Source organism: Subtercola vilae, from assembly GCF_004923255.1.
Classification (GTDB): domain Bacteria; phylum Actinomycetota; class Actinomycetes; order Actinomycetales; family Microbacteriaceae; genus Subtercola; species Subtercola vilae.
On sequence record NZ_QYRT01000009.1, the window covers coordinates 91,242 to 115,208 of the forward strand.

The 23,967-nt window shown below is 65.9% G+C and carries 21 protein-coding genes, 1 tRNA gene, 1 pseudogene and 1 riboswitch; of the genes and pseudogenes, 12 read left to right on the plus strand and 11 right to left on the minus strand.

Features of this window, described 5'->3' with window-relative positions:
• Positions 1-128 precede the first annotated feature (128 nt).
• Positions 129-1,337: a DNA polymerase IV gene (gene dinB / locus D4765_RS06880; RefSeq protein WP_420824528.1), complete on the plus strand. Its 1,209-nt coding sequence runs from the start codon at positions 129-131 to the stop codon at positions 1,335-1,337.
• A 39-nt stretch (positions 1,338-1,376) separates the two neighbouring features.
• Here dinB and treZ read toward each other — a convergent pair whose 3' ends face one another.
• From treZ to D4765_RS06905, 5 genes are read right to left on the minus strand one after another with little or no spacing between them, the layout of a single operon-like run.
• Positions 1,377-3,326: a malto-oligosyltrehalose trehalohydrolase gene (treZ, locus tag D4765_RS06885; RefSeq protein WP_136641549.1), complete on the minus strand. Its 1,950-nt coding sequence runs from the start codon at positions 3,324-3,326 to the stop codon at positions 1,377-1,379.
• A 2-nt stretch (positions 3,327-3,328) separates the two neighbouring features.
• Positions 3,329-5,713: a malto-oligosyltrehalose synthase gene (gene treY / locus D4765_RS06890; RefSeq protein ID WP_136641550.1), complete on the minus strand. Its 2,385-nt coding sequence runs from the start codon at positions 5,711-5,713 to the stop codon at positions 3,329-3,331.
• A gap of 21 nt (positions 5,714-5,734) precedes the next feature.
• Complete coding sequence (glgX, locus tag D4765_RS06895) at positions 5,735-7,936, minus strand: glycogen debranching protein GlgX (protein WP_136641551.1); 2,202 nt, start codon at positions 7,934-7,936, stop codon at positions 5,735-5,737.
• 51 nt (positions 7,937-7,987) lie between these two features.
• The gene (locus D4765_RS06900; protein ID WP_136641552.1) at positions 7,988-8,911 is read right to left on the minus strand and encodes an LLM class F420-dependent oxidoreductase; all 924 of its coding nucleotides are present in this window, start codon (positions 8,909-8,911) and stop codon (positions 7,988-7,990) included.
• Between the two features lie 37 nt (positions 8,912-8,948).
• Positions 8,949-9,338, minus strand: a complete 390-nt coding sequence (locus tag D4765_RS06905) for a hypothetical protein (RefSeq protein WP_136641553.1) — start codon at positions 9,336-9,338, stop codon at positions 8,949-8,951.
• Between the two features lie 40 nt (positions 9,339-9,378).
• A riboswitch (TPP riboswitch) is annotated at positions 9,379-9,488 on the plus strand.
• A 97-nt stretch (positions 9,489-9,585) separates the two neighbouring features.
• On the opposite strand from D4765_RS06905, the gene D4765_RS06910 reads away from it, so the two are divergent.
• From D4765_RS06910 to D4765_RS06925, 4 genes are read left to right on the plus strand one after another with little or no spacing between them, the layout of a single operon-like run.
• Positions 9,586-10,212: an ECF transporter S component gene (locus D4765_RS06910; RefSeq protein WP_136641554.1), complete on the plus strand. Its 627-nt coding sequence runs from the start codon at positions 9,586-9,588 to the stop codon at positions 10,210-10,212.
• Positions 10,213-10,215: 3 nt separating this feature from the next.
• Positions 10,216-11,895 (plus strand): ABC transporter ATP-binding protein, encoded by a 1,680-nt coding sequence (locus D4765_RS06915; RefSeq protein WP_136641555.1) that lies wholly within the window; start codon positions 10,216-10,218, stop codon positions 11,893-11,895.
• A complete protein-coding gene (locus D4765_RS06920) occupies positions 11,892-12,680 on the plus strand; it encodes an energy-coupling factor transporter transmembrane component T family protein (protein ID WP_136641556.1) in 789 nt (262 codons plus the stop codon). Before D4765_RS06915 ends, D4765_RS06920 begins: the two co-directional genes overlap by 4 nt.
• Positions 12,681-12,706: 26 nt before the next feature.
• Positions 12,707-12,985, plus strand: coding sequence for a hypothetical protein (locus tag D4765_RS06925; protein WP_136641557.1), 279 nt, complete (start codon positions 12,707-12,709; stop codon positions 12,983-12,985).
• Positions 12,986-13,102: 117 nt separating this feature from the next.
• On the opposite strand, the gene D4765_RS06930 is transcribed toward D4765_RS06925, so the two are convergent.
• The 4 genes from D4765_RS06930 to orn form a co-directional block, all read right to left on the minus strand.
• Positions 13,103-14,350 (minus strand): D-alanyl-D-alanine carboxypeptidase family protein, encoded by a 1,248-nt coding sequence (locus tag D4765_RS06930; RefSeq protein WP_136641558.1) that lies wholly within the window; start codon positions 14,348-14,350, stop codon positions 13,103-13,105.
• A 19-nt stretch (positions 14,351-14,369) separates the two neighbouring features.
• Complete coding sequence (locus D4765_RS06935) at positions 14,370-14,720, minus strand: metallopeptidase family protein (RefSeq protein WP_136641559.1); 351 nt, start codon at positions 14,718-14,720, stop codon at positions 14,370-14,372.
• Between the two features lie 65 nt (positions 14,721-14,785).
• Positions 14,786-14,861, minus strand: a tRNA-His gene (locus D4765_RS06940).
• Positions 14,862-14,897: 36 nt separating this feature from the next.
• Positions 14,898-15,518, minus strand: coding sequence for an oligoribonuclease (orn, locus tag D4765_RS06945; protein ID WP_136641560.1), 621 nt, complete (start codon positions 15,516-15,518; stop codon positions 14,898-14,900).
• Positions 15,519-15,694: 176 nt separating this feature from the next.
• Between orn and D4765_RS19640 the strand changes: the two are divergent.
• A pseudogene (locus D4765_RS19640) lies at positions 15,695-16,102 on the plus strand (DinB family protein); the annotation flags it as partial.
• 159 nt (positions 16,103-16,261) lie between these two features.
• On the plus strand, positions 16,262-17,131 hold the full coding sequence (locus D4765_RS19645) for an aldo/keto reductase family oxidoreductase (protein ID WP_237280303.1): 870 nt from the start codon (positions 16,262-16,264) through the stop codon (positions 17,129-17,131).
• A gap of 59 nt (positions 17,132-17,190) precedes the next feature.
• On the opposite strand, the gene D4765_RS06955 is transcribed toward D4765_RS19645, so the two are convergent.
• Positions 17,191-17,559, minus strand: coding sequence for a VOC family protein (locus D4765_RS06955; RefSeq protein WP_136641562.1), 369 nt, complete (start codon positions 17,557-17,559; stop codon positions 17,191-17,193).
• 16 nt (positions 17,560-17,575) lie between these two features.
• On the minus strand, positions 17,576-17,728 hold the full coding sequence (locus D4765_RS19135) for a hypothetical protein (protein ID WP_161580373.1): 153 nt from the start codon (positions 17,726-17,728) through the stop codon (positions 17,576-17,578).
• A 197-nt stretch (positions 17,729-17,925) separates the two neighbouring features.
• Here D4765_RS19135 and D4765_RS06960 point away from each other — a divergent pair, with 197 nt between their 5' ends.
• From D4765_RS06960 to mmsB, 5 genes are all read left to right on the plus strand, one after another.
• On the plus strand, positions 17,926-18,939 hold the full coding sequence (locus D4765_RS06960; RefSeq protein ID WP_136641563.1) for a LacI family DNA-binding transcriptional regulator: 1,014 nt from the start codon (positions 17,926-17,928) through the stop codon (positions 18,937-18,939).
• Between the two features lie 200 nt (positions 18,940-19,139).
• Positions 19,140-19,850, plus strand: coding sequence for an L-ribulose-5-phosphate 4-epimerase (locus D4765_RS06965; protein WP_136641564.1), 711 nt, complete (start codon positions 19,140-19,142; stop codon positions 19,848-19,850).
• A gap of 95 nt (positions 19,851-19,945) precedes the next feature.
• Positions 19,946-21,076, plus strand: coding sequence for a multiple monosaccharide ABC transporter substrate-binding protein (gene chvE / locus D4765_RS06970; protein WP_272898612.1), 1,131 nt, complete (start codon positions 19,946-19,948; stop codon positions 21,074-21,076).
• Between the two features lie 96 nt (positions 21,077-21,172).
• Positions 21,173-22,705: a multiple monosaccharide ABC transporter ATP-binding protein gene (gene mmsA / locus D4765_RS06975; RefSeq protein ID WP_136641565.1), complete on the plus strand. Its 1,533-nt coding sequence runs from the start codon at positions 21,173-21,175 to the stop codon at positions 22,703-22,705.
• The gene (gene mmsB / locus D4765_RS06980) at positions 22,705-23,946 is read left to right on the plus strand and encodes a multiple monosaccharide ABC transporter permease (protein ID WP_136641566.1); all 1,242 of its coding nucleotides are present in this window, start codon (positions 22,705-22,707) and stop codon (positions 23,944-23,946) included. Before mmsA ends, mmsB begins: the two co-directional genes overlap by 1 nt.
• Positions 23,947-23,967: the final 21 nt, after the last annotated feature.

Here is a 23,967-nt window from a genome sequence, read left to right on the forward strand (position 1 = left end):
ATAGGCTGGAGGGTATGGCCGAGGGAGCGAAGCGAGCAGCGGGGTGGGCGTCGAAGCCCGTGCGGCAGGCGGCGTCCGCAGCCCGGCCACGGGTGTTCGGTGGCGGTGAAGACGACGGCAGTGCGACCATGCTGCACATCGACATGGATGCCTTCTTCGCGTCAGTAGAACTGCTCGAGCATCCAGAACTCGTCGGAAAAGCGGTGATCATCGGCCACGCGGGTGGGCGCGGAGTGGTGACCTCGGCGACGTATGAGGCGCGGCGGTTCGGTGTACATTCGGCGATGCCGGTGGCTCGGGCGTTGCAGCTGTGCCCGCATGCCGTGGTGCTTCCGGGGCACATGGAGAAGTACAAGCGGTTCTCGGGCGAGGTGATGCGCATCTTTCGGAGCGTCACTCCGCTGGTCGAGCCGCTCAGCATCGACGAGGCGTTTCTCGACGTGGCCGGCGCCAAGCGGTTGCTCGGGCTGCCGTCGACCATCGGGGCGCTGGTGCGCGCGCAGGTCGAGGCCGAGACGGGGCTCACGTGCTCGGTGGGGGCTGCGTCGACGAAGTTCATTGCCAAAATGGCGTCGGGGAGGGCGAAGCCCGACGGGATGCTCGTGATTCCGGCCGCAGAGACGCTCGCGTTTCTTCACCCGCTGCCCATCTCTGCCCTCTGGGGAGTCGGCGCGAGCACCGCCGAGTCGCTCAGCCGACTCGGCATCAAAACCGTCGGAGAGCTTGCGGCCACCCCGCTCGACACGCTCATCCGGCGGGTGGGGGAGGCGTCGGGAGCGAAACTTCACGCCCTCGCGTCGGGGCTCGACCCGCGTTCGGTGGTCACCGAGCGGGTCGAGAAGAGCATCGGGCACGAGATCACGTTCGAGTTCGACGTGGCAGATGAGCAGAAAATCAGGCTCGAATTGTTGCGTCTGAGCGACCAGGTGGCCGTGCGGCTGCGTCGCGCGGGGCTGGCCGGCAAGACGGTCGCGCTGAAACTGAGGTTCACCGACTTCTCGACCATCACCAGGTCACGCACGCTCGCCGAGCCCACCGACCTGGCGCAGACCATCTCCGACGCTTCGCGCGAGCTGTTCGCGGCGCTCGGGCCCGTCGACCAGCGTGTGCGCCTCATCGGCGTGCGCGTGGAGAACCTCGTGACGGCCGGCGACACCGTGCACCAGCCCTCCCTGTGGGACGACGAGTCTGCTCCGCCCTCCGGCTGGCGCGATGCCGAGGCCACCGCCGACCTCATCGCGGCCAAGTTCGGCCGCACCCTCCTCAAACGCGCCTCCCTCGTGCAGCCGGGCCCCCGCGACCGCCCGGCCGCCACCCCACAGCCGCCCACCCCCTGAACCGCGTTTTTGCCCTCAGGGTTCGGAGTACGGACGGGGTCAGGCGCGACGGTAGACGATGGCCGAGTGCGGCGGGAGCGACGAGGGTGACGACGCGTCAGGAGGGGAATCGTTTGACGAGGCTGCCGAGGCTGAGGCAGCGGCGGGGTTGGGATCGGCCAGAACGTCGGCGGTGGCGAGCAGCAGCTCGCCGAGGGGGGCGTCGATTATGGAGTCAGCGACGGCGGAGGCGTCGAGGGGGGCGTCGGAGAAGTTGATCAGGATGCTGATCGCGCCGCGACGCAGCTCGAACCACCGCGCCTTCTCGTCGAAGCGCACGTCGATGTGGTCGAAGCGCGGGTCGGTGAACTCGGGCGCGGTGCGCCGCAGCGTCGCCAGCTCGCGGTACAGCCGCAGTAGCTTCACGTGCCGGCTCTCGACGCCAGGAGTCGAGTCGCCAGCTGCGCGCGGGTCGGCAGCGCGCGAGTCGGCAGCGCCGGCGACGGCAGGCGAAGACGCGTCGGCGAGGCCGGCCTCGGCCCAGTCGAGCTTCGAACGCTCGAAGGTCTCGGGGTCTTGGGGGTCGGGCACAGAGGCTTCGTCCCAGCCCATTTTAGCGAACTCGGCGATGCGGCCTTTGGCGGTGGCTTCGCCGAGGTCGTGTTCCGGATGCGACGTGAAGAACTGCCACGGTGTCGATGCGGCCCACTCCTCGCCCATGAACAGCATGGGGGTGAACGGCCCGAGCAACGTGATGACGGCGGCGATGGCGAGCTGGCCATCCGTCAGCTGTGCGCTCAGGCGGTCGCCGGTGGCCCGGTTGCCGATCTGATCGTGGTTCTGGTTCGCCACGACCAGCCGCCACGAGGAGGTGTGTGCCGTGTCGATCGGCTTGCCGTGCTTCGTCTCGCGAAAGCTCGAGTAGGTGCCGTTGTGGAAGAAGCCCTCGGTGAGCACCTTCGCCAGCGCCGCCAGTGAGTCAAAGTCGGCGTAGTAGCCCGTGGTCTCGCCAGTGAGGGCGACGTGCACGGCGTGGTGGAAGTCGTCGCTCCACTGGGCGGTCAGGCCGTGGCCCTCGCTCTCCCGCGGAGTGAACATCACCGGGTCGTTGAGGTCAGACTCGGCGATCAGTGTGAGCGGCCGCCCGACGAACGACGAGAGCGCGTCGACCTCGGTCGACATCTCTGCGAGCAGGTGCGGGGTCGAGCTGTCGTGCAGCGCGTGCACCGCATCGAGGCGCAGCCCGTCGACGTGGTAGTCATTCAGCCACATCAGGGCGTTGTCGATGATGTACCGTCGCACTTCGGCCGAGTCGTCGCCGTCGAGGTTGATCGACGAGCCCCACGTGTTCGAGGCCGCGTCGTTCAGGTACGGGCCGTACAGCGGCAGATAGTTGCCGCTCGGGCCGAGGTGGTTGTAGACGACGTCTTGGATGACCGCCAGGCCTTTTTCGTGACAGGCGTCGACGAACCGCTGGTACGCGGCGGGCCCGCCGTAGAGTTCGTGCACGGCGAACCAGAGCACTCCGTCATAGCCCCAGTTGTGCGTTCCGTTGAAGCCGTTCACGGGCAGAACTTCAACGAAGTCGACACCGATCGACACGAGGTGGTCGAGCTTGCCGATGGCCGCGTCGAGGGTGCCCTCAGGGGTGAACGTGCCGATGTGCAACTCGTAGATCTCGCCGCCGGCAAGCTGGCGGCCCTTCCACGTGCTGTCGTTCCATTCGTGCGAGGCCGGGTCGTAGGTGCGCGAGAGACCGTGCACACCGCCTGGCTGCCGCCTCGACCTGGGGTCTGGCAGGGCCGGAGCATCGTCGCCGCCCGAGCCGTCGAGCACGTACCCGTAGTCGGCCTCGACGAACGCTCGGCCGTCGAACTCGGGAGCCGTGAACCAGCCGTCGCCGCGTGGTGTCATGGCGATGGAATGCAGCGGCAGATCAGCGCCCTCACGCACACGCAGCGTCACATCTTTCGCCCGCGGGGCCCACACATCGAACTGTTTCAGCGTCATGGTCAGGCTTCCTCTGCGGGCACCAGCAGTGCCACCGGGTAGGTCGAGAGCAGGTCGGCGAGCAGGATGCGCGCCCCATCGTACGAGCGACCCGTGATGACGTCGACCACCCGCGGGTGATCGGTGCCGATGCTGGTGTCGCCCCAGCCGCCCGCCGCGGCGAGCCCCACGGGCAGCCGGGTGGCCACGGTGATGGCGTCGTCACGGTCGAAGGCCACCACGTGCAAGGCGGCTGACCCTGCGGCCACGAGCGGGCGGTATCCCACGAACAACCCGGGCCGGTCGCGCCGCAACCGGAGCGCACGAGACGTGACCAGGAGCTTCGCCGCGCCAGAACCGTCGATCGCCGGCACTTCGCCGGCGTCGATGCGTGCCAGCAGCTCGCGGCGCATGCCGTAGTCGACCGGGCGGCGGTTGTCGGGGTCGACGAGCGACGTCTCCCAGAGTTCAGAGCCCTGGTACACGTCGGGGGCGCCCGGCGCGGTGAGTTGCAACAGCTTCAGCGACAGCGAGTTCGACCACCCCGGCGCCAGAACCTGGCTGAGAAAGGCATCGAGTAGCGAACCCACGGCGGGGTTGTCGAATGCGCTGTCGACCAGCTCGTGCATCCGTGCCTCGAATTCGTCGTTCACGTCGAGCCAGTCGGTCGAGTCGCCAGCTTCGCGGGCGGCCTTCTCTGCGTAGGCGTGCAGACGTTCGCGTGACGCGGGCCATGACCCGATGATGGCCTGCCAGAGCAGGTTCTCGAGCTGACCGTCACCGAGCGGCACGAGTTCACGGAGTTTCGCGACAGTGGATGCCCACTCCGTCGGCAGCTCAGAGATGACGCTGATGCGTGCCCGGGTGTCTTCGCCGCGCTTGGTGTCGTGGGTCGAGAGAGTGGTCATGGCGTTCGGGTACGAGCGCATGCGGGTGACCTGGCGTTTGTGGAACTCGGCCACGTCGATGGCGAACTCTCCCGGGTCGGCTCCGACCTCGTTGAGCGAGGTGAGGCGGTTGTAGCGGTAGAACGCGGTGTCTTCGACGCCCTTCGCCATGACCATGCCCGAGGTCTGCTGGAAGCGGATGGCGGCCTCGTTCGAGGCGTCGCCGAGCGCGGGCAGAATGGCGTCGATCGTGGCGGCGAGGTCGGGCCGGTGCGAAGCCGCGAGGGCTGCGGCCTTCTGCAGCTGGTCGAGGCCGAGCGGCAGGTACGAGCGGTACACCGGAAAGCAGGTGAGCAGCTCGCCGATGGCGTCGGCGACGGTCGCTGGTTCGAGCGGAGAGCCGGCGGGCGAGCCTCCGGCCGCATCGGCCTCGGGGGCAGGGCCGATTCCGAACCTGTTCACCGCCCCGCTCGCCTCGAGGTCGCGCGCGATGCGCAGCACCTCCGAGTGCAGAATGCCGTCGGCGACTTCGCGCTTGGTCTCGTGGATGAGCGCCTCGAATGACGAAGGAACGGGGCGCGAAGGAGTCGCGAGCGACTGATCGAGGGCATCCAGGGCCGCCTGCCCCGCCGGGTCGACGAGCACGCGGTCGAAGTCGGCGAGCGCGTCGTAGCCCGTGGTGCCCGCCGTCGCCCACTCGGGCGGCAGCTGCTCGCGCCCCTCGAGAATCTTTTCGACGAGCACATAGCCGTGCCCGGTCAGCTCGCCGAGCCGTTCGAGGTAGGCGCCGGGGTCGCGCAGGCCGTCAGGATGATCGACCCGCAGCCCATCGGCCAGCCCCTCGGTGAACCACCGCGCGATCTCCGCGTGCGACTCGGCGAACACGGCCTCGTCTTCGACCCGGATGCCCGCGAGCGTGTTCACCGCGAAGAACCGTCGGTAGTTCAGATCGTAGTCGGCCCGTCGCCAGTTGATCAGTTCGTAGTTCTGGCGCGCGTGCACTGTGGCCGCATCGGCCCCGTCGTCAGCGGTGCCGGGCGCCAGAGGGTACCGGTTCTCGTAGTAGTGCAGCTCGTCGCCCACCACCTCGAGCCCGTCGAGCGAGTCGTCGCCCAGCACAGGTAGACGCACCTTGCCGCCGCCGAACTCCCAGTCGATGTCGAACGCAGCCGCGTAGCGCGAGGCCTGGCCGTGCGTCAGCAGATCCCACCACCACAGGCTGTCGCCCGGCGTCGCGACGCCCACGTGGTTCGGCACGATGTCGATGAGCACGCCGAGCCCGAGCGACCGAGCCTCCGCCACCGCCTTCTCGAGACCAGCCGCCCCGCCCCGGTCGGGGTCGACCTGCGCGTGATCGACCACGTCGTAACCGTGGTCTGACCCCTTCTCGGCCTTCAGCAACGGCGAGAAGTAGAGCCAGTCGGCCCCGAGGTCTCGGAGGTACTTCGCTGCCTCTGCCGCTTCGGCGAGAGTGAACGCCGAAGTGATCTGCAGGCGGTAGGTCGACGTGGGGCTCGGCATTGTGCTCGTTTCTGTGTGAGGTCAGCCGACCGACGGCCGGTTGGCGGGAATGATCGGCACGGCGCCGGTCATGCTGCTGAGAGAGGCCGCGACCGAGTGGTCGGGGTCGGGAAGGTCGGTTCGGTGCGCGCGCAGCACCAGCATCGATTTCGGGTAGACAGTGATGACGTCGCCCGGTTTGCTGGGCGCCTCATCGGTGGCCTGGCCCGCGGTGTCGATGACGACATCCCAGGCCCGGGCGTACTCGACGCTCGGCAGGGTGAAGGGCACGGCCGCGTCGTCGGCGTTGAAGTAGAGCAGAAAGTTCACGTCGGTGACGCGCTCGCCGCGGTAGTCGCGCCCGCGAATGCCCTGCCCGTTGAGAAACACGCCCACCGAGCGGCTGAGCGGGGTGTCCCACTCCTCTGGCTCCATCTCGCGTGCCTCAGTGTTCAGCCATACGATGTCGGGCAGCGGCTCGCCGCGCCCGCGCCTCACCGGCCGGCCATCGAAGAAACGGCTGCGCCGAAACGTGGGGTGCTCCTTGCGCAGGCGCATCACGGCTGACGTGAACTCGGTGAGCGGCTCGTCAGCCGTCTTCCAGTGCACCCATGAGAGCTCGTTGTCTTGCGCGTAGGTGTTGTTGTTGCCCATCTGCGTGCGGCCGAGTTCGTCGCCGTGCAGAAGCATCGGTACACCCTGGCTGAGCAGCAGTGTAGCCAGAAAGTTGCGCTGCTGCCTCGCGCGGAGGGCCCGGATGCCCGGGTCGTCGGTTGGCCCTTCGACACCGCTGTTCCAGCTGCGGTTCGACGACTCGCCGTCTTGGCCGTTCTCGCCGTTGGCGTCGTTGTGCTTCTCGTTGTACGACACCAGGTCGGCCAGCGTGAAGCCGTCGTGCGCGGTGACGAAGTTGATCGAGGCCACCGGGCGACGCCCGGAGTGCTCGTACAGGTCAGAAGACCCCGTGAACCGCGAGGCGAACTCGCCGAGCGAGGCGGGCTCGCCCCGCCAGAAGTCACGCACGGTGTCGCGGTACTTGCCGTTCCACTCCGACCATTGAGGCGGAAAGTTGCCCACCTGGTACCCGCCCGGCCCGACATCCCACGGCTCGGCGATGAGCTTCACCTGCGACACCACCGGGTCTTGCTGCACGAGCTCGAAGAAGCTCGACAGTCGGTCGACGTCGTAGAACTCGCGGGCGAGAGTCGAGGCGAGGTCGAACCGAAAACCGTCGACGTGCATCTCGGTGACCCAGTAGCGCAGCGAGTCCATGATCAGCTGCAGCGAGTGGGGGTGCCGCACATTGAGGGTGTTGCCGGTACCGGTGTAGTCCATGTAGTACCGCTTGTCGTCATCCATCACGCGGTAGTAAGCCTCGTTGTCGATGCCCCTGAACGAGAGCGTCGGGCCTAGATGATTGCCCTCGGCGGTGTGGTTGTACACAACGTCAAGAATCACTTCGATGTTGGCCGCGTGCAAGGCCTTGACCATGCCCTTGAATTCCTGCACCTGCTGGCCGCGCTCGCCCGCAGACGAGTAGGCGCTGTGCGGTGCGAAGAACCCGATCGTGTTGTAGCCCCAGTAGTTGTGCAGGCCCTTTTCCAGCAGGGTCGAATCCTGCACGAACTGGTGCACGGGCATCAGTTCGATGGCCGTGATGCCCAACCGCTGCAGGTGTTCGATGGTGGCCGGGTGGGCGATGCCGGCGTACGTGCCGCGCTGGTCTTTCGGCACCTCGTGGTTGAGCTCGGTGAGCCCCTTCACGTGCGCCTCGTAGATGATGGTCTCGTTGTACGGCACCTTCAACTCGCGGTCGCCCGACCAGTCGAAGAACGGATTGATCACCACGCCGTACATCATGTGCTTGGCCGAGTCGAGGGTGTTCTCTGAGTCGGGGTCGCCGAAGTTGTACGAGAACAGCGACTGATCCCAGTCGATAGTGCCGCTGGTCGCCTTTGCGTACGGGTCGAGCAGCAGCTTGTTCGGGTTGAAGCGCTGACCGTTCTTCGGGTCGTACGGGCCGTACACGCGGTACCCGTAACGCTGCCCGGGCTGAACCTGGGGCAGGTAGCAGTGCCAGACGAAGGCGTCGACTTCGTGCAGCAGAATGCGGGTCTCTGCGCCTTTCTCGCCGAACAGACAGAGCTCCACCTTCTCTGCGCCTTCACTGAAGATGGCGAAGTTGGTGCCGCTGCCGTCGAATGTCGCGCCGAGGGGGTATGCAGATCCGGGCCAGCTGTCCACAGAGATCTCCTGTTCAGTTGAGGTGGGGTCGTTGTGAAAGAGGGTGGTGCGTTAGGAGAAGTGAGGTGCGATCTCGCTCGCGATGAACTCGAGATGATCGAGGTCGCTGAGGTCGAGTACCTGTAGGTAGAGTCGTTCGGCCCCGAGGTCAGCCAGTTCGCCGATGCGGTCGATGGCTTCGGATGCTGTGCCGCCGAGCCCGCTCTTTCGTAGCTCCTCGGGGTCGCGCCCGATCGCCGCCGCCCGAAGTCTGAACTCTGCCTCGTCTGCCCCGACTGCGGTTGTCACCGCAACCGAGTAGACCATCGAGTCGGCGTCGCGGCCGATGGCCTCGCAGGCGGCCCGAACGCGCTCGAACTGCGGCCGGATGTCGGCGATCTCAGGAAACGGAATGTTGAATTCCGTGGCGAACCGTGCGGCCATGGCCGGCGTGCGCGCCTTGCCGGAACCACCCACGATGATGGGCAGCGCGGCCTGCACCGGTTTCGGCAGCGCGGGCGAATCGACGAGGCGGTAGTGCTCACCCTCGAACGAATACGTCTCGCCCACCGCGGTGCCGAAAAGCCCGGTGACGATCTCGAGCTGCTCTTCGAGTAGGCCGAAACGCTTCTCCGGGAACGGGATGCCGTAGGCCTCGTGCTCGCGTGCGAACCAGCCGGTTCCGAGGCCGAGTTCGGCTCGGCCGCCCGACATCTGGTCGACCTGGGCGACCTGAATCGCAAGGATGCCCGGGTACCGGTACGTCACCGACGAGACCAGCGTGCCCAACTTGATGCGGGAGGTCTCCCGGGCCAGCCCGGCCAGAGTAGTCCAGGCGTCGGTCGGGCCCGGTAGCCCCGGCTCGTCGCCCATGGCGAGGTAGTGGTCAGAGCGAAAGAACGCGTCGAAGCCCAGTCGTTCACTCGCCTGCGCCACAGCGAGAATGTCGTCGTACGTGGCGCCCTGCTGGGGCTCTGTGAAGATTCGCAAGTGCATGCCTTCAGCCTGACATACTTCGCTGCGAACGCGCGGTTCAGGCTGCTTGACGCAGGCGCACCCGGTGCCACGTAGTAGGCTCCGCGCCGAAACCCACCCGAATGCGGTCTTCGCTCGTGGGCCGATCGGCGTCGTAGAGCACCGTCACGCCGCCGCCGGCGAGGGCCACAGTGAACGTCATCGCCCCCGAGCGCGGGGTGAGGCTGCGCGCCTGGCCATCGCGAGATGTGAACGAGATGATGGTCACCGTCGAGGAGAGCCGTGACAGCAGGCCCGCCGAGAGCGGGGGAGCAACCGTGACGGCCCGGCCGTTCACACGGGTGCCGTTCGTGCGGAGCCAGGCCTCGGTCATTCGGCGATGCGCCGCTACGGCCAGGAACATGACAGCAATGATCACGATCACGGCGAGAACGAACAGCGGCATCATGGTGGAGTCAGAATAGCGGGTCGCCCGCGGAAGTGGGATAATGGCCTCACACGGGAGTCCGGTGAGCCGGGCTGAGAGGAAGGTTCTCAACCTTCGACCGTCGAACCTGATCTGGATCATGCCAGCGCAGGGAGCAGACACTCTCCGAGCCGTCGCTTCCGTCGGCTCCCGCTTACTGCGGTGCTGACGGAAGCGACGTCTCATCACCCGTGCCCTGAAAAATTCGTTCAACGAAAGGGCACGACAAGTGCAGACAGCAACAGCAAGAATCGGTGTATCAGCGGCGCGCAGTTCGCTCGGGCGCTGGCGGGTGGTCGACATCATCGTGGCCAGCGTCATCGGCGTGGCGGCGGGGCTCATCTTCTGGGGCTGGGGGTTGGCGTACAACCCCATCGGCACTCCGCTCGAGGCGGCTCTGCCGGGGCTCCAGGGTCTGGTGAACGGCGGCTGGCTGTTTGCTGGCGTGCTGGGTGCACTGGTCATCCGGAAGCCCGGTGCGGCACTGTACACCGAGCTCGTGGCCGCCATCGTGTCGGCTCTGATCGGCACCCAGTGGGGGCCGTGGACCTTGGTCTCGGGGCTCACACAGGGCATCGGCGCGGAGATCGTGTTTGCGCTCTTCCTCTACTCGAGCTACCGGCTCGGAGTGGCGCTGCTCGCCGGGGTAGGAGCCGCTGTTGCGCTCTCGATCACCGACCTCATCGTGTCGTACCCGGGGTCAGACACTCCGTTCATCATCATCTACACGGTCACATCGATCATCTCGGGCGTCGTGATCGCCGGGCTGCTGTCGTGGCTGGCGATGCGCGGAATCGCCCGAACCGGTGCGCTCAGCCGGTTCGCGTCGGGTCGCGAATCAGCGGTGCGGGTCTAGCGCATGGCCCGGGGTCGCTCGGTGCCGCCGCCACGCGGTTCTGCCGCGGTGGCGGGGTCGAGCGACCCCGCGGGAGCCGTGGCCGGCGTTGCCGGCGGCGCGGGCACCGGCGGCGGTGGCGCACGGGTCGAAGCGCGCGGCTGGGGCTGGCGGCACGCCGGTCGAGCGGCGTGGGCCGTGAGCCAACTCGACCTCGTCATAGAGCCGGGCGAACGCGTGCTGCTCTTGGGAGCATCCGGAGCCGGCAAGTCGACGCTCATCTCCGCGCTCGCGGGCGTGCTCGGCGGCGACGACGAAGGCGAACAGTCGGGGGAGTTGAGCGTCGGCGGGGTGCGTCCGGTGGATGCGCGCGGCCGGGTCGGGCTGCTGCTGCAAGACCCCGACTCGCAGGTCATGCTCGCGCGGGTCGGCGACGATGTCGCCTTCGGCTGCGAGAACCTCGGGGTTTCTCGAGATGAGATCTGGCAGCGGGTGGCAGAGGCGCTCGACGCCGTGGGGCTGCGAGTTCCGCTCTCGCACCCGACCTCAGAGCTCTCGGGAGGGCAGAAGCAGCGCCTCGCGCTTGCAGGCGTGCTGGCCATGCAGCCGTCGCTGCTGTTGCTTGACGAACCCACTGCCAACCTCGACCCCGAGGGGGTACGCGAGATTCGCGATTCGGTCGCGCGGGTGCTCGAGCACTCCGAGGCCACGTTCGTGGTGATCGAGCACCGCGTCGAGATCTGGCGGCACCTGGTGAACCGTGTCGTGGTGCTCGCGCCCGGCGGGGGAGTGCTCGCCGACGGGCCTCCCGGCGACGTGCTCGTCGAGCGCGGCGCTGAGCTGGCGGCGTCGGGGGTATGGGTTCCCGGGTTTCCGCCGGCGCGGCCGGTACGGCGCGCGCGCCTCTCCTCCGCGGGTAGTGGCTGGCCTGTGGGTGATGACTGGTCTGAGGGTGGCGGGTCGGCTGCGGGTCTCGACGCGGATCAGCAGAGGGCCGCCCACGCGGCCGCGAGTGGCCTCGGGGTCGAGCGGCTGCTGCGCGCCACAGACCTCTCAGTGGCGCGGGTGAAGGGCCGAGCCGTGGCGGTGGGTCTTGCGCTCGAGATCGAGCGCGGCACAGCCACCGCTATCACCGGGCCGAACGGCGCCGGCAAATCGACACTGGCGCTCACCCTGGCCGGGCTACTGCCGCCCCTGGCCGGGCGGCTCGAAGCCGGTGAGGCCTTCGCCGCGGGTGCCGGGCCGAGCCCCATCCGCTGGATGTCGCGCCAGCTGCTCACCCGCGTGGGCACCGTCTTCCAAGACCCCGAACACCAGTTTCTGAGCACCACCGTGCGCGGTGAACTCGCCGTCGGCCCGCGCGCCCTCAAGCTTCCGCAAGCCGAGATCGATGAGCGAGTGGATGCCCTGCTCGCGCGTCTGCGCCTCACCGCGCTCGCGGCGGCGAACCCCTTCACCCTGTCGGGCGGGGAGAAGCGGCGCCTCTCGGTGGCCACCGTACTCGCCACCCGCCCCTCGCTGCTCGTGCTCGATGAGCCCACGTTCGGGCAGGACTCTCGCACCTGGGCCGAGCTCGTGGCGCTGCTCGCCGAGCTGCTCGACGAGGGCACCGCGCTGGTCGCCGTCACGCACGACACCGATTTTGTCGACGCGCTCGCCGACCGGGAGCTGCGCATGCCGGCGCGGGCCGAGGGGCTGGCATGAGCATCCTGACTCCGACGCGTGGCACACACGTGGTCTATTCGATCAACCCGGTCGCCAAACTGGCGGCGGCATTCGTGCTGAGTTTCACGCTGGTGCTCTCGATCGACTGGGTGTCGGCGTCGGTCGCGCTGGTGCTGGAGGGCATCCTGTTTCTGTGGGCGGGGCTGAGCGCGCGGCAGTTCTTTCTGCGCACGCTGCCCGTGTGGGTTGCCGCGCCCGCCGCGGCCGTGACCACGGTGCTCTACGGCAGGCCGGCGGGCGCCACCTACTTTCAGCTCTACCTGATTCACGTCACCGACGGCTCGTTCGAGCTGGCGCTGGCTACTCTGCTGCGAGTGCTCGCCATCGGGCTGCCCGCGGTGGTGCTCTTCGTCACCATCGACCCCACTGACCTCGCCGACGGCCTGGCGCAGGTGCTGCACCTGCCGAGCCGATTTGTACTCGGCGGCCTTGCGGGCCTGCGGCTCGTGGGGCTGTTTCTCGACGACTGGCGGTCGCTGCAGCTCGCGCGGCGGGCCCGTGGGGTGGGCGATTCGGGGCGCATCAGGCGGTTCTTCAGCCAGGGATTCGCACTGCTGGTGCTCTCGATCAGACGCGGCAGCAAGCTCGCCACCGCGATGGAGGCGCGTGGATTCGGTTCGACGATCGAGCGGACCTATGCCCGCGAATCGCGATTCGGGTGGCGGGAAGCGGTGCTCATCGCGCTGGCGGCGCTGGTCGCGTTGGTGGCTGTCACGGTGTCGGTGTCAACCGGAACGTGGAACTTCATCGGCAGCGCCAGCTGAGCGCACGCTCGCGATACGGTGGATGCATGACAGATTCAACAGCACCCACCGGTTACACCGTCGAGTACGTCGACGGCCCCCTGAAAGGCCAGATCGATACCCGTCTGTACGTCGACGGCGCGTACGACAAGACGTTCGGCGTCATTGCGCTGGTCGACGGCCTCGAGTCGAACTTCGAGTACACCGCCGTCGGTGAGCGTGAGCTCAACGGCCAGACCCACGTCAGCTACTCGTTCGACGCCGCCTCGAGCGACTCGCCCGTGAGCGACGACAACGCGCAAGACCTGGGCGAGGCCCTCGTCTAGGTTCTGCGCTCGATTGTCGATCGACTTTCCCCACTCCGTCGGCCGCCTCCGCGCTGGGCGACAGGGTGGGGAAAGTCGATTTGTTCGCGGAGCGACGGATGCGGGTGTGGGCGCAGGTCAGGAGCGCGAGGCGATGAGGGCCTGGATGACCTCCACGGGGTGGGTGAGGCGCCAGAGCGGCCCCGGGTCGGTGAGCGCATGGTCGAGTTTCAGCGGCACGGTGAGCGCTCCGCCCGGCAGGTTGAACGACACCGTGCCCGCGGCTGTTCCACCCGAGCCGGTGGAGACGGTGGCCGTCGAGACGGAGTGCGTGATGGGGGTCGCCGACCAGAGCATCCGGGAGTCGTCGCTGACAGCTACGCCCTGTGCACTCTGGCCCCACGGGGTCGAATACGTCACGAACGCGTCACCTGTCGTCACGATGGTCGTCGACGTGAGATTGGTGGCGGCAGAGGCGAGCAACGTGCCCATGTCGGCGTTCAGCGTGTCGTAGCCAGGCTCCCGCAGCATGCTTCCGTAGAGGGTGGCCGGCTTGCCGCTCACCTGCACCGTGGCCTTGTAGAGCAGGCAGAGCCCCGCCTGGTCGGTGTAGCTCAGCGACAGGCCGGTGACCCCCTTGTCGGGCATGTAGCTGGCCAGGTTCGTCACCAGGCGGCCGCCGTTCACGGTGGTCGAGGGCAGTGGCATGATCTCGCCGATGACGGGCACGCTGAAGGCGAGCTTTGCAATACGGGCGAGATCGGATGCTGTACCCACCGAATCGCTCGACAACCCCGTGGCGTCGGAGACATGGGTGCCCGTGAAGCCGTTCTTCGCCAGCCACGCGTTCGCGGCCGTCACATACCCGTCGACGGAGCCGAATGCCCACCGCGCCAGCGCATCGGCGTGGTTGTTGCTCGAACCCAGCAGCATGGCCTGCAGCATGTCGCGCTCGCTCCACGACTCGCCCGTGATGAACGAGATGGCCCGCGCGCTGTCGGCGATGTAGCTCACGTAGCCGGCGTAGTCTTCGGGCGTGATGACGATCGACTCGCCCTGCTTGCCAGCGTCGACGGGCTTGGCGTCGAGCACCACGAGTGCCGTGATCACCTTGGTGGTGCCCCCGAGCGGAACCGCCGAAGCGTCGCCAGACGAGGCCAGAACGCTGTCGGCGCCGTCAGCTGTGAGGGCGCTCGCTCCGGTCTGCGGCAGAGTGGGGGGAGTGGGCGCCGCGATGGTGGTGTCAGCCCCCAGAACGGTGGCACTCGCAGCGGGAAGAGGGCCGATGAGGGTGGCCGGCCCGTAGACCCCGATGCCCAGAATGACGAGGGCGCCGACCCCCACGAAAACACCACGGCGGATGCGGCTGGCTATCGTCGAGGGCATGCCTCAGGCTAACCCGCAATCACGCCCAACCGAGGTCGTGCAGGCGTGCGTCGTCGATTCCGTAGAAGTGGGCTATCTCGTGCACGAGAGTGATGTGGATCTGGTCGCGCAGTTCGTCGAGGTCTGCACAGATGCTGAGCAGTGGTTCGCGGTAGAGCACGATGCGGTCGGGCATCTCGCCGAAGCCGTACTGGCCGCGCTCGGTGAGGGCGACTCCGTCATACAGGCCGAGGAGGTCGAGCGAGCCGTCTTCCGGGCGGTCTTCGACCACGAAGACGACATTGTCGAGGCCGTCGATCATGTCATCGGGCAGCAGGTCGAGTTCGGCCACGACCAGGGTCTCGAACGCGTCTTCGTCGAGGTCGAGCATCCGGAAGCCCCTTTCACGAAAAAACGAGCGGCCCGGCGAACCGGACCACTCGTTCATTCACTCGGTGGGGTGAGTAACGGGGCTCGAACCCGCGACCTCCTAGACCACAACCAGGCGCTCTGCCAACTGAGCTATACCCACCATGTGCCATGCGAACACGGCAACCAGACGATTCTATTACAGCTTTGAGGCGAACTCTGCCACAACCTCGGCCGCGATGACTTTCAGGTCTGCCGAAGCGGGCCCGGGAGCGGGTACGAACACGGCTTTGCGGTAATACTCGAGCTCGCGAATCGACTCGAGAATGTCGGCCAGTGCACGGTGGCCGCCGTCTTTTGCGGGGGCGTGAAAGTAGATGGGCGGAAACCAGCGGCGCGCGAGCTCTTTGATCGACGAGACATCGACGCTGCGGTAGTGCAGGTGGGCGTCGACCCGCGGCATGTACTTCGCGAGAAACATGCGGTCGGTGCCGATGGTGTTGCCCGCGATCGGCGCCTTCAGCTCGTTGGGAACGAACTTCAGAATGTACTCGAGCACCTCGAACTCGGCCTCGGCCAGGCTCACGCCGTTCGGAATCAGCTTGTCGAGCCCCGACGTCTCGTGCATCGTGCGCACGAAGTCGTTCATGTGCTCGAGGGCCGAGTCGTCGGGCTTGATCACGATGGTGAATCCGGGGTCGAGCAGGTTCAGCTCGAAGTCGGTGACCACCACCGCCACTTCGACGAGTTCGTCGACGGCGAGGTCGAGCCCGGTCATTTCACAGTCGATCCAGACCATGCGGTCTGTTTGTGCACTCATGCGCCCAAGTCTATCCGGCGGCATCACCGCGTCACGGTGCGGCGGTGGTGCGCGGCCGGGAGCTGCCCGCTGGCATGATGTCGTGCATGGATGAGGGAAACGGAACGGCGAACGGTGAGCGGTTCGGCATCACCGAGCCGGCGCGCCTGGGCGACGAGCGCACGAGCATCGTCGGCATGCTGCAGCGCCAGCGCGATCTTGTCTGCTGGAAGCTGCGGGATGCCCCGACTGACGCACTCGGTGCCGGCCAGACCCCGAGCGGCATGAGCCTGCCCGGGCTGGTGCGGCACCTCACGAACGTCGAGCGCTCGTGGCTGCGCGACGTCTTCGCGGGCGAGCAGGGGCTTGAGTACGACTGGAGCGACGACGACCCCGACGCCGAGTGGCGAATGCCCGCGGCAACCACGATGGCCGCGCTGCTGGCCGACTACACGGCCGAATCGCAGCGCTGTGACGCCGTCGTGGCCTCCGCTGCCGACCTCGACGTTGTTTCGGCGCGGCGTGGCTTCTCGCTGCGCTGGATTCTGCTGCACCTCATAGAGGAGACCGCGCGCCATCTCGGGCACGCAGACCTGCTGCGCGAGCAGCTCGACGGCTTCGTGGGCGAGGAGCCCACGGATGAGAGCTGCCCGGTGGCCGACGACGCAGCGGCACAACGACCGGCTGCTCCCAGCCGCAAGGAGGAGAGTGGCAGGAGCGACTCGGGCGAAGCCGGGGCCGCGCCCATCGACGACAGGACACCCATGGCATCCACAGCTCTCCCCGGCGGCACCTTCACCCTCGCTGGCGGCCCCACCCTCACCCGCATGGGGTATGGCGCAATGCAGCTCGCGGGCCCGCACGTCTTCGGGCCCCCGGCCGACCGCGAGGGCGCCGTCGCCGTGCTGCGGGCGGCCGTCGAGCTCGGCATCACCCACATCGACACGTCTGACTTCTACGGCCCGTATGTCACCAACGAGATCATCAAAGAGGCCCTGCACCCCTACCCCGCGGGCCTGCACCTCGTCACGAAAGTCGGTTCGCTGCGCGACGCCGAAGGCAACTGGCCGAAGGCGCTCTCACGCGACGAGCTGCGCAAGGCCGTCGACGACAACCTCGAGCATCTCGGTCTCGACGCGCTCGAGGTTGTGAATCTGCGGGTGGGTGGGTTCGACGCCCCCGCACCCGGTTCGCTCGCCGAGCCGTTCACCGTGCTCGCCGAGTTGCAGCAGGAGGGGCTCATCCGGCACCTCGGCGTGAGCACCGTCGATGCCGCCCAGCTCGCCGAGGCCCAGAGCATTGCGCCCGTCGTGACCGTGCAGAACTTCTACAACATCGCCAACCGCGCCGACGACGCACTCATCGATTCGCTCGCCGCACAGGGTATCGCCTACGTGCCGTACTTTCCGCTCGGCGGGTTCACGCCGCTTCAGTCCGACACGCTCAGCCACGTCGCCGAGCAGCTGTCGACGACACCGATGGCCGTAGCGCTGGCGTGGTTGCTGCAGCGCTCGCCGAACATCCTGCTCATTCCGGGCACCTCGTCGGTCGCTCACCTGCGCGAGAACGTGGCGGGTGCCGCTCTCGAGCTGGCACCGGATGCCCTCGAGAAGTTGAACGCCATCGCGGGCTGAGCGCCGCCGCGTAGCCCGGGCCCCGCGGCCTCAGCCGAGGGTGCGCGGCGTGCGCCGGGTCAGCCGGGAAGCTGCTGCAGGGCCCACGAATTGCCGTCGGGGTCGCTGAAGTAGGCGTAACGCACTCCGCCACCCATGTCGCTGACGTCGGAGACATCGACACCCCGCCCGCCCAACTCGGCCCGGGCCGCATCGACGTCGTCGACGACGAGGTGGATGCCGTGCACCGGTGGGCCTCCAGCAGCCCCCATGCCCACCCCGATGACGATCGAGCAGGCCGAACCGGGCGGCGTCAGCTGCAAGATGCGCATGCCATTGCCGGGTTGCACGTCGTGGTCGAGCAGAAACCCCACTCTGTCGACGTAGAAGGCGATGCTGCGGTCGATATCGCTCGAGGGCAGCGGAATCAGTTCGAGTCTCATGTGCATGGTGGGTACCTGGTGTTCAGTGGTTCGCAGAGATGATGCCCACGATGCCATTGATCAGAAAGTACGCACCTACGGCGGCAACTCCGATCCAGATGGCGATTCTGCTCGTGCTCGGTTTCTTCGGATCTCCGGGCTCGTTCGGCTCGAGTGGAGGTGGGGTGTAACTCACGATGGCAGCCTTACCTGATTGACGATACTGAGAGAATTCTCACGAGTGACTGTCACATTTGTGACATGTGACAGTCACCTTGGGAGAACGGCCCCATGCGAACGGTACATAATGGGCGAGCGTACCATTTTGGTTGAACGTTCACATTGGCGTGACACTGGGCCGCGACACCCATTCGTTTGCAGAGACAGGCCCTCATGGCAGCTGATCCCCGCCCAGAGCGTGCGCCGAGCATCCGCGATGTCGCCCGATTGTCAGGTGTTTCGCACCAGACCGTCTCACGCGTGCTCAACAATGCCACCGGTCTTCGCGACGAGACCCGCCAGCGTGTGCAGGAGGTCATCGACGAGCTGCATTACCGGCCGAACCGGGCCGCTCGCATGCTCGTCACGAGCCGCTCACGCACCTTCGGCATTCTCTCGGCGTCGAGCGCCCAGTACGGCCCGGCCTCCAGCATTGCCGCCATCGAGCACGCGGCGCGCGACGAAGGGTACTTCGTCAACACGGTCACGCTCGACAGCGGCGACCGGGCATCCATCGAACGCGGCCTCAACCATCTGCTCGACCAGGCCGTCGAGGGCGTGGTGGTCATTGCGCCACAGGTGCGGGTCTTCAACACGCTTCGCGAGATGAACCTCACGGTGCCCATTGTCACTCTGCAGTCGAACGGCACCACTGACCACGCACTGTCTGTCGATCAGATTCTCGGTGCGCGGCTGGCCACCCGACACCTCATCGAGCTGGGGCACCGCGACATCTATCACCTCGCGGGCCCGCAGGACTGGATCGAGGCCGAAGCCCGCATGCACGGCTTTCTCACCGAGATGTCTGACCACGACGTGCCGGCGACGGCTCCTATTCTCGGAGACTGGACCGCCGAGTTCGGCTTCTTTGCCGGCCGTGAGCTTCTGCGCGTGCGAGACTTCACGGCGATCTTCTCCTCGAACGACCAGATGGCCCTGGGCCTCATTCATGCGATTCGGGATGCTGGCCTCGATGTGCCCGGCGACATCAGCATCGTCGGGTTTGACGACATTCCCGAAGCGCGGCACTTCTGGCCGCCGCTGACAACCGTGCGCCAAGACTTCGCCGAGCTGGGGCGGCGGTGTGTGGCGCTGCTGCTGAACGGTGGCGCGGCTGAGACGGGCGTGGCTTCTGAGCTCGTTCCCGAGTTGCTCGTGCGCTCGAGCACAGCACCGCCTGCCCGCTGATCGAGCTCGCCCGACGGGCGTGTCTGACGGCTGCAGCAAGCGCGGTTACCGAACTGTGATAACCGCGGCTTGACAGCGCGCATTGCCATGTGGCTCAATGAGTTCAGCCCAAAGTGAACGTTCACATGAACGGTCACATCTGGGGTTCCCCGGCGTGAATCGCCTGACCCAACCGCATTTTGTGACGAAGGAGTCCGCACGTGAACTACGGCGCTGAAGTTGAGGTCACCATTGCGCGTGTTCGCGCTGAGGTGTCTCGTCTGCACGCCGAGCTCACTCGCTACGAGCTCGTCATCTGGACGGGCGGCAACATCTCGGCCCGGGTGCCGGGTGCCGATCTCTTCATCATCAAGCCCAGTGGTGTGAGTTACGACGACCTCGCACCCGAGAACATGATTCTCTGCGATTTCGACGGTGTCGTCATCGAAGCGACTCCGGGGTCGAACCGTTCGCCCTCAAGCGATACCGCGGCGCACGCCTACGTGTACCGCCACATGCCAGAGGTCGGCGGCGTTGTACACACGCACTCCACGTACGCCACGGCGTGGGCCGCACGGGGTGAGGCCATCCCGTGCGTCATCACCGCGATGGCCGACGAGTTCGGCGGAGAGATTCCTGTCGGCCCGTTCGCCATCATCGGCGACGATTCCATCGGCGTGGCCATCGTCGAGACGCTCACCGGTCACCGTTCGCGTGCCGTTCTGATGCAGAACCACGGTGTCTTCACTATCGGCGCCGATGCCAAAGACGCCGTGAAAGCCGCGGTGATGGCCGAAGATGTGGCCCGCACCGTGCACATCTCCCGGCAACTCGGCACCCCGTTGCCGATTGCACCAGAAGCGATTGACGCCCTTTTCGACCGCTACCAGAACGTCTACGGACAATCTGCCCTCCCCACTTCTCGTCGCTGACGAGACACAAGCCTGCGCGACCTCGCACCGATGTCCGCTGGAATCACAGCATCTGCTGAACAACGAAGTCCAAGCACGAATTGAAAGGAAATACTGTGAAGAAGAAGGTTGTACTTTCTCTCCTGGCCTCAGCCGCCATGGTTGTCTCACTGGCCGCCTGCTCTAGCGGCAGCTCATCGTCGTCGTCGTCGACCGGAGGCGCCGCAGCCGGCGCCGGCGGCCTCATCGGCGTCGCAATGCCCACCAAGTCGAGTGAGCGTTGGATCGCTGACGGAAACAACATCAAGCAGCAGCTCGAGGCAGCCGGTTACACCGTCGACCTCGAGTACGCAGAAGATGACATCCCCACCCAGGTCACTCAGCTCGAGAACATGATCACCAAGGGCGCCAAGGCCCTGATCATCGCCTCGATCGACGGCACCACGCTGACGAACACGTTGCAGAACGCCAAAGACAACAACATCCCGGTCATCGCTTACGACCGCCTCATTCGCAACTCGCCGAACGTGGACTACTACGCGACCTTCGACAACTACAAGGTCGGAGTCGAGCAGGCGACCTCGCTGCTCACCGGGCTGAAGGTTCTCGACGCCAGTGGCAACAAGACCGGCACCAAGGGCCCGTTCAACATCGAGCTGTTCGCCGGTAGCCCCGACGACAACAACGCCACGTTCTTCTTCAATGGCGCGATGGACACCCTGAAGCCGTACATCACCGATGGCACCCTCGTTGTGAAGAGCGGCCAGACCGACTTCAACACGGTGGCAACACTGCGTTGGGACCCGGCCACCGCTCAGGCGCGCATGGAGAACATCCTGACGTCGACCTACTCGAACGGCACCACGAAGGTCAACGGCATCCTGTCGCCCTACGACGGCCTGTCGCGCGGCATCATCTCGGCGCTGACCTCTGCTGGGTACACCACGGCTGATATCCCCGTCATCACCGGTCAAGACGCTGAGCTCGACTCGGTCAAGGCCATCAACGCCGGCGAGCAGTACTCGACCATCTACAAAGACACTCGCGAGCTCGCGAAGGTTGCTGTAGCCATGGCCACCGCTGTTCTCACCGGGGCAACGCCTCAGACGAATGACACGAAGACCTACAACAACGGCATCAAGGTCGTTCCGGCCCAGCTGCTGCAGCCGGTCACGGTCACCAAAGACAACGTCAAGAGCGTTCTGATCGACGGTGGCTACTACACCGCTGCTCAGGTCAACGGCTAGTCTGAACCACCCCCACTCGGCCCGGTCCGCTGTCACCAGCGGGCCGGGCCGCACCCCTTACGCATCACCCCGCCCACTTATAAAGGAAGAGATATTGTGACCACCAATATCCTGGAAATGCGCAGCATCACGAAGACGTTCCCGGGCGTCAAGGCGCTGCAGAACGTGACGCTCGACGTCGGCCGCGGCGAGGTGCACGCGATCTGCGGCGAGAACGGCGCAGGCAAGTCCACGCTGATGAAGGTCTTGAGCGGCGTGTACCCGTTCGGAACCTACGAAGGCGACATCGTCTTCGAGAACGAGACAATGGAGTTTCGCGACATTCGTGACAGCGAGGCCAAAGGCATCGTGATCATCCACCAGGAACTGGCGCTCAGCCCGTTCCTGTCGATTGCCGAAAACATTTTTCTGAACAACGAGATCACGGGCGCCTTCGGCCTGATCGACTGGAACAAGACCAACATCGAGGCATCCAAGCTCCTCGCCCGCGTGGGCCTCAGGGAGAACCCCACCACGAAGGTTCGCGAACTCGGGGTGGGTAAGCAGCAGCTCGTCGAGATTGCCAAAGCGCTCTCGAAACGAGTGAAGCTTCTGATTCTGGATGAACCGACCGCCGCCCTGAACGATGAAGACAGTGATCACCTGCTCGACCTGATTCTCTCGCTGAAGGCGCAGAACATCACGTCGATCATCATCAGCCACAAGCTGAACGAGATCAAGAAGATCTCCGACACGGTGACGGTCATTCGAGACGGCAAGGCCATCGAGACCATCGCCAAGATCGACGTCACCGAAGACCGCATCATCAAAGACATGGTGGGTCGCGACCTCGAACACCGCTACCCCGATCACACGCCGCACATCGGCGACGAGATTCTGCGCGTCGAGAACTGGACCGCGTACCACCCGCAAGACCCGACTCGCGTCATGGTCGACAACGTGAACATCAACGTGAAGCGCGGCGAGATCGTCGGTATTGCTGGTCTGATGGGCGCGGGTCGTACCGAGTTCGCGATGAGTCTGTTCGGGCGCTCGTACGGCACCAAGATCTCAGGTTCGGTCTTCAAGAACGGCAAAGAGATCAAGACCCGCACGGTTTCGGAGGCCATCGACAATGGTCTGGCATACGCCACCGAAGACCGCAAGTTCTACGGGCTCAACCTCATCGAAGACATCAAGCGCAACATCTCGATGGCGTCGCTGAAGAAGCTCGAGCGCGGCGGATTCGTCGACGACAACGAAGAGTTCAAGGTGGCTGAGGGCTACCGCAAGTCGATGAACATCAAGGCACCCTCGGTACTGGCGAAGGTCGGCAAGCTGAGCGGTGGCAACCAGCAGAAGGTCGTACTCAGCAAGTGGATCTACTCAGACCCCGACGTGCTGATTCTCGACGAGCCCACCCGCGGCATCGATGTGGGCGCCAAATACGAGATCTACACGATCATCAACCGCCTCGCAGCCGAAGGCAAAGGCGTGATCGTCATCTCGAGTGAACTACCCGAACTCATCGGCATCTGCGACCGCATCTACGCGCTCGCCGAAGGCCGCATCACCGGTGAAGTGCCTATTGCAGAGGCCACCCCCGAAACGCTGATCAAGTACATGACCATGGAAAAGGAACGAGCCTGATGTCCAACCTCGAAACGAAGCCGGCCGACGACACGGCAGCAGGCGGCCGGGTCAATCCGGTCGAGAACAGATTCACCACCGCGATCACCCACGTACTCAGCGACCTGGGCAAGAACGGTATCTTCATCGCCCTCGTGCTGGTGGTCGTGGTCTTCGAGATCCTGACCAATGGTGTGCTGCTGCGGCCGCAGAACGTCTCGAACCTCATCGTGCAGAACGGGTACATCCTGATTCTGGCTATCGGCATGGTGATGGTGATCGTGGCCGGCCACATCGACCTGTCGGTGGGTTCGGTTGCCGCCTTCATCGGTGCCGTCTCGGGCGTGTTCGCAGTGAACATGGGGCTGCCGTGGTGGCTCTCGATCATTCTGTCGCTGCTGATCGGTGCCGTGGTGGGTGCATGGCAGGGGTTCTGGATCGCGTACGTCGGAATCCCGGCGTTCATCGTGACGCTGGCGGGCATGCTCATCTTCAGAGGGCTCGCGCTCGTGGTTCTCGGCAACGCGAACATCGGCTCGTTCCCCGAGCTGTACCGCTCGATCGGTAACGGTTACCTGACGAACCTGTTCGGCGATTTCGCCGTCGACCCTCTCACCATGGGCGTAGCGATTATCGCCATCGTCGCATTCATCGTGCAGTCGGTGCGTACGCGCCGCGGCCGGCAGAGCTACGGGCAGGCTGTCGAACCGCTCGGCTGGTTCGTGGGCAAGCTGGTTCTGGTTGCGATCGTCGTCGGCCTGTTCGCCTACGCGCTCGCCACGTTCAAGGGCATCCCCGTCACGCTGATCATTCTCGCCGTGTTGGTGCTCATCTACGGGCTGGTCATGACCCGCTCGGTGTTCGGCCGCCACATCTACGCCATCGGTGGCAACCTGCACGCAGCCGAGCTGTCGGGTATCAAGACCCGAAACGTGACGTTCTGGCTGTTCGTGAACATGGGCTTCCTGGCCGCACTCGCCGGCCTGGTATTCACTGCCCGGCTGAACCTCGCAGGCCCGAAGGCCGGCGACGGGTTCGAGCTCGAGGCGATCTCGGCCGCCTTCATCGGTGGCGCGGCGGTGACCGGAGGTATCGGTACCATCGGCGGTGCCATCGTGGGTGGTCTCATCATCGGTGTGCTGAACAACGGCATGTCGATCATGGGCATCGGCATCGAGTGGCAGCAAGCCGTCAAGGGCCTCGTACTGTTGCTGGCCGTTGCGTTCGACGTCTACAACAAGCGCCGCTCCGGCGGGCGTTGATCGCCAGCCGATCGCACTGAT

Bases quoted from the DNA above. Each gene is read 5' to 3' on its own strand.
- D4765_RS06930 (WP_136641558.1), bottom strand. From the start codon at position 14,350: ATGCCCTCGACGATAGCCAGCCGCATCCGCCGTGGTGTTTTCGTGGGG.
- dinB (WP_420824528.1), top strand. From the start codon at position 129: ATGCTGCACATCGACATGGATGCCTTCTTCGCGTCAGTAGAACTGCTC.
- D4765_RS06905 (WP_136641553.1), bottom strand. From the start codon at position 9,338: ATGATGCCGCTGTTCGTTCTCGCCGTGATCGTGATCATTGCTGTCATG.
- treY (WP_136641550.1), bottom strand. From the start codon at position 5,713: ATGCCGAGCCCCACGTCGACCTACCGCCTGCAGATCACTTCGGCGTTC.
- treZ (WP_136641549.1), bottom strand. From the start codon at position 3,326: ATGACGCTGAAACAGTTCGATGTGTGGGCCCCGCGGGCGAAAGATGTG.
- D4765_RS19645 (WP_237280303.1), top strand. From the start codon at position 16,262: ATGGCATCCACAGCTCTCCCCGGCGGCACCTTCACCCTCGCTGGCGGC.
- D4765_RS06955 (WP_136641562.1), bottom strand. From the start codon at position 17,559: ATGCACATGAGACTCGAACTGATTCCGCTGCCCTCGAGCGATATCGAC.
- D4765_RS06915 (WP_136641555.1), top strand. From the start codon at position 10,216: ATGGCCCGGGGTCGCTCGGTGCCGCCGCCACGCGGTTCTGCCGCGGTG.
- orn (WP_136641560.1), bottom strand. From the start codon at position 15,518: ATGAGTGCACAAACAGACCGCATGGTCTGGATCGACTGTGAAATGACC.
- D4765_RS06925 (WP_136641557.1), top strand. From the start codon at position 12,707: ATGACAGATTCAACAGCACCCACCGGTTACACCGTCGAGTACGTCGAC.
- mmsB (WP_136641566.1), top strand. From the start codon at position 22,705: ATGTCCAACCTCGAAACGAAGCCGGCCGACGACACGGCAGCAGGCGGC.
- D4765_RS06920 (WP_136641556.1), top strand. From the start codon at position 11,892: ATGAGCATCCTGACTCCGACGCGTGGCACACACGTGGTCTATTCGATC.
- D4765_RS06960 (WP_136641563.1), top strand. From the start codon at position 17,926: ATGGCAGCTGATCCCCGCCCAGAGCGTGCGCCGAGCATCCGCGATGTC.
- D4765_RS06935 (WP_136641559.1), bottom strand. From the start codon at position 14,720: ATGCTCGACCTCGACGAAGACGCGTTCGAGACCCTGGTCGTGGCCGAA.
- D4765_RS06900 (WP_136641552.1), bottom strand. From the start codon at position 8,911: ATGCACTTGCGAATCTTCACAGAGCCCCAGCAGGGCGCCACGTACGAC.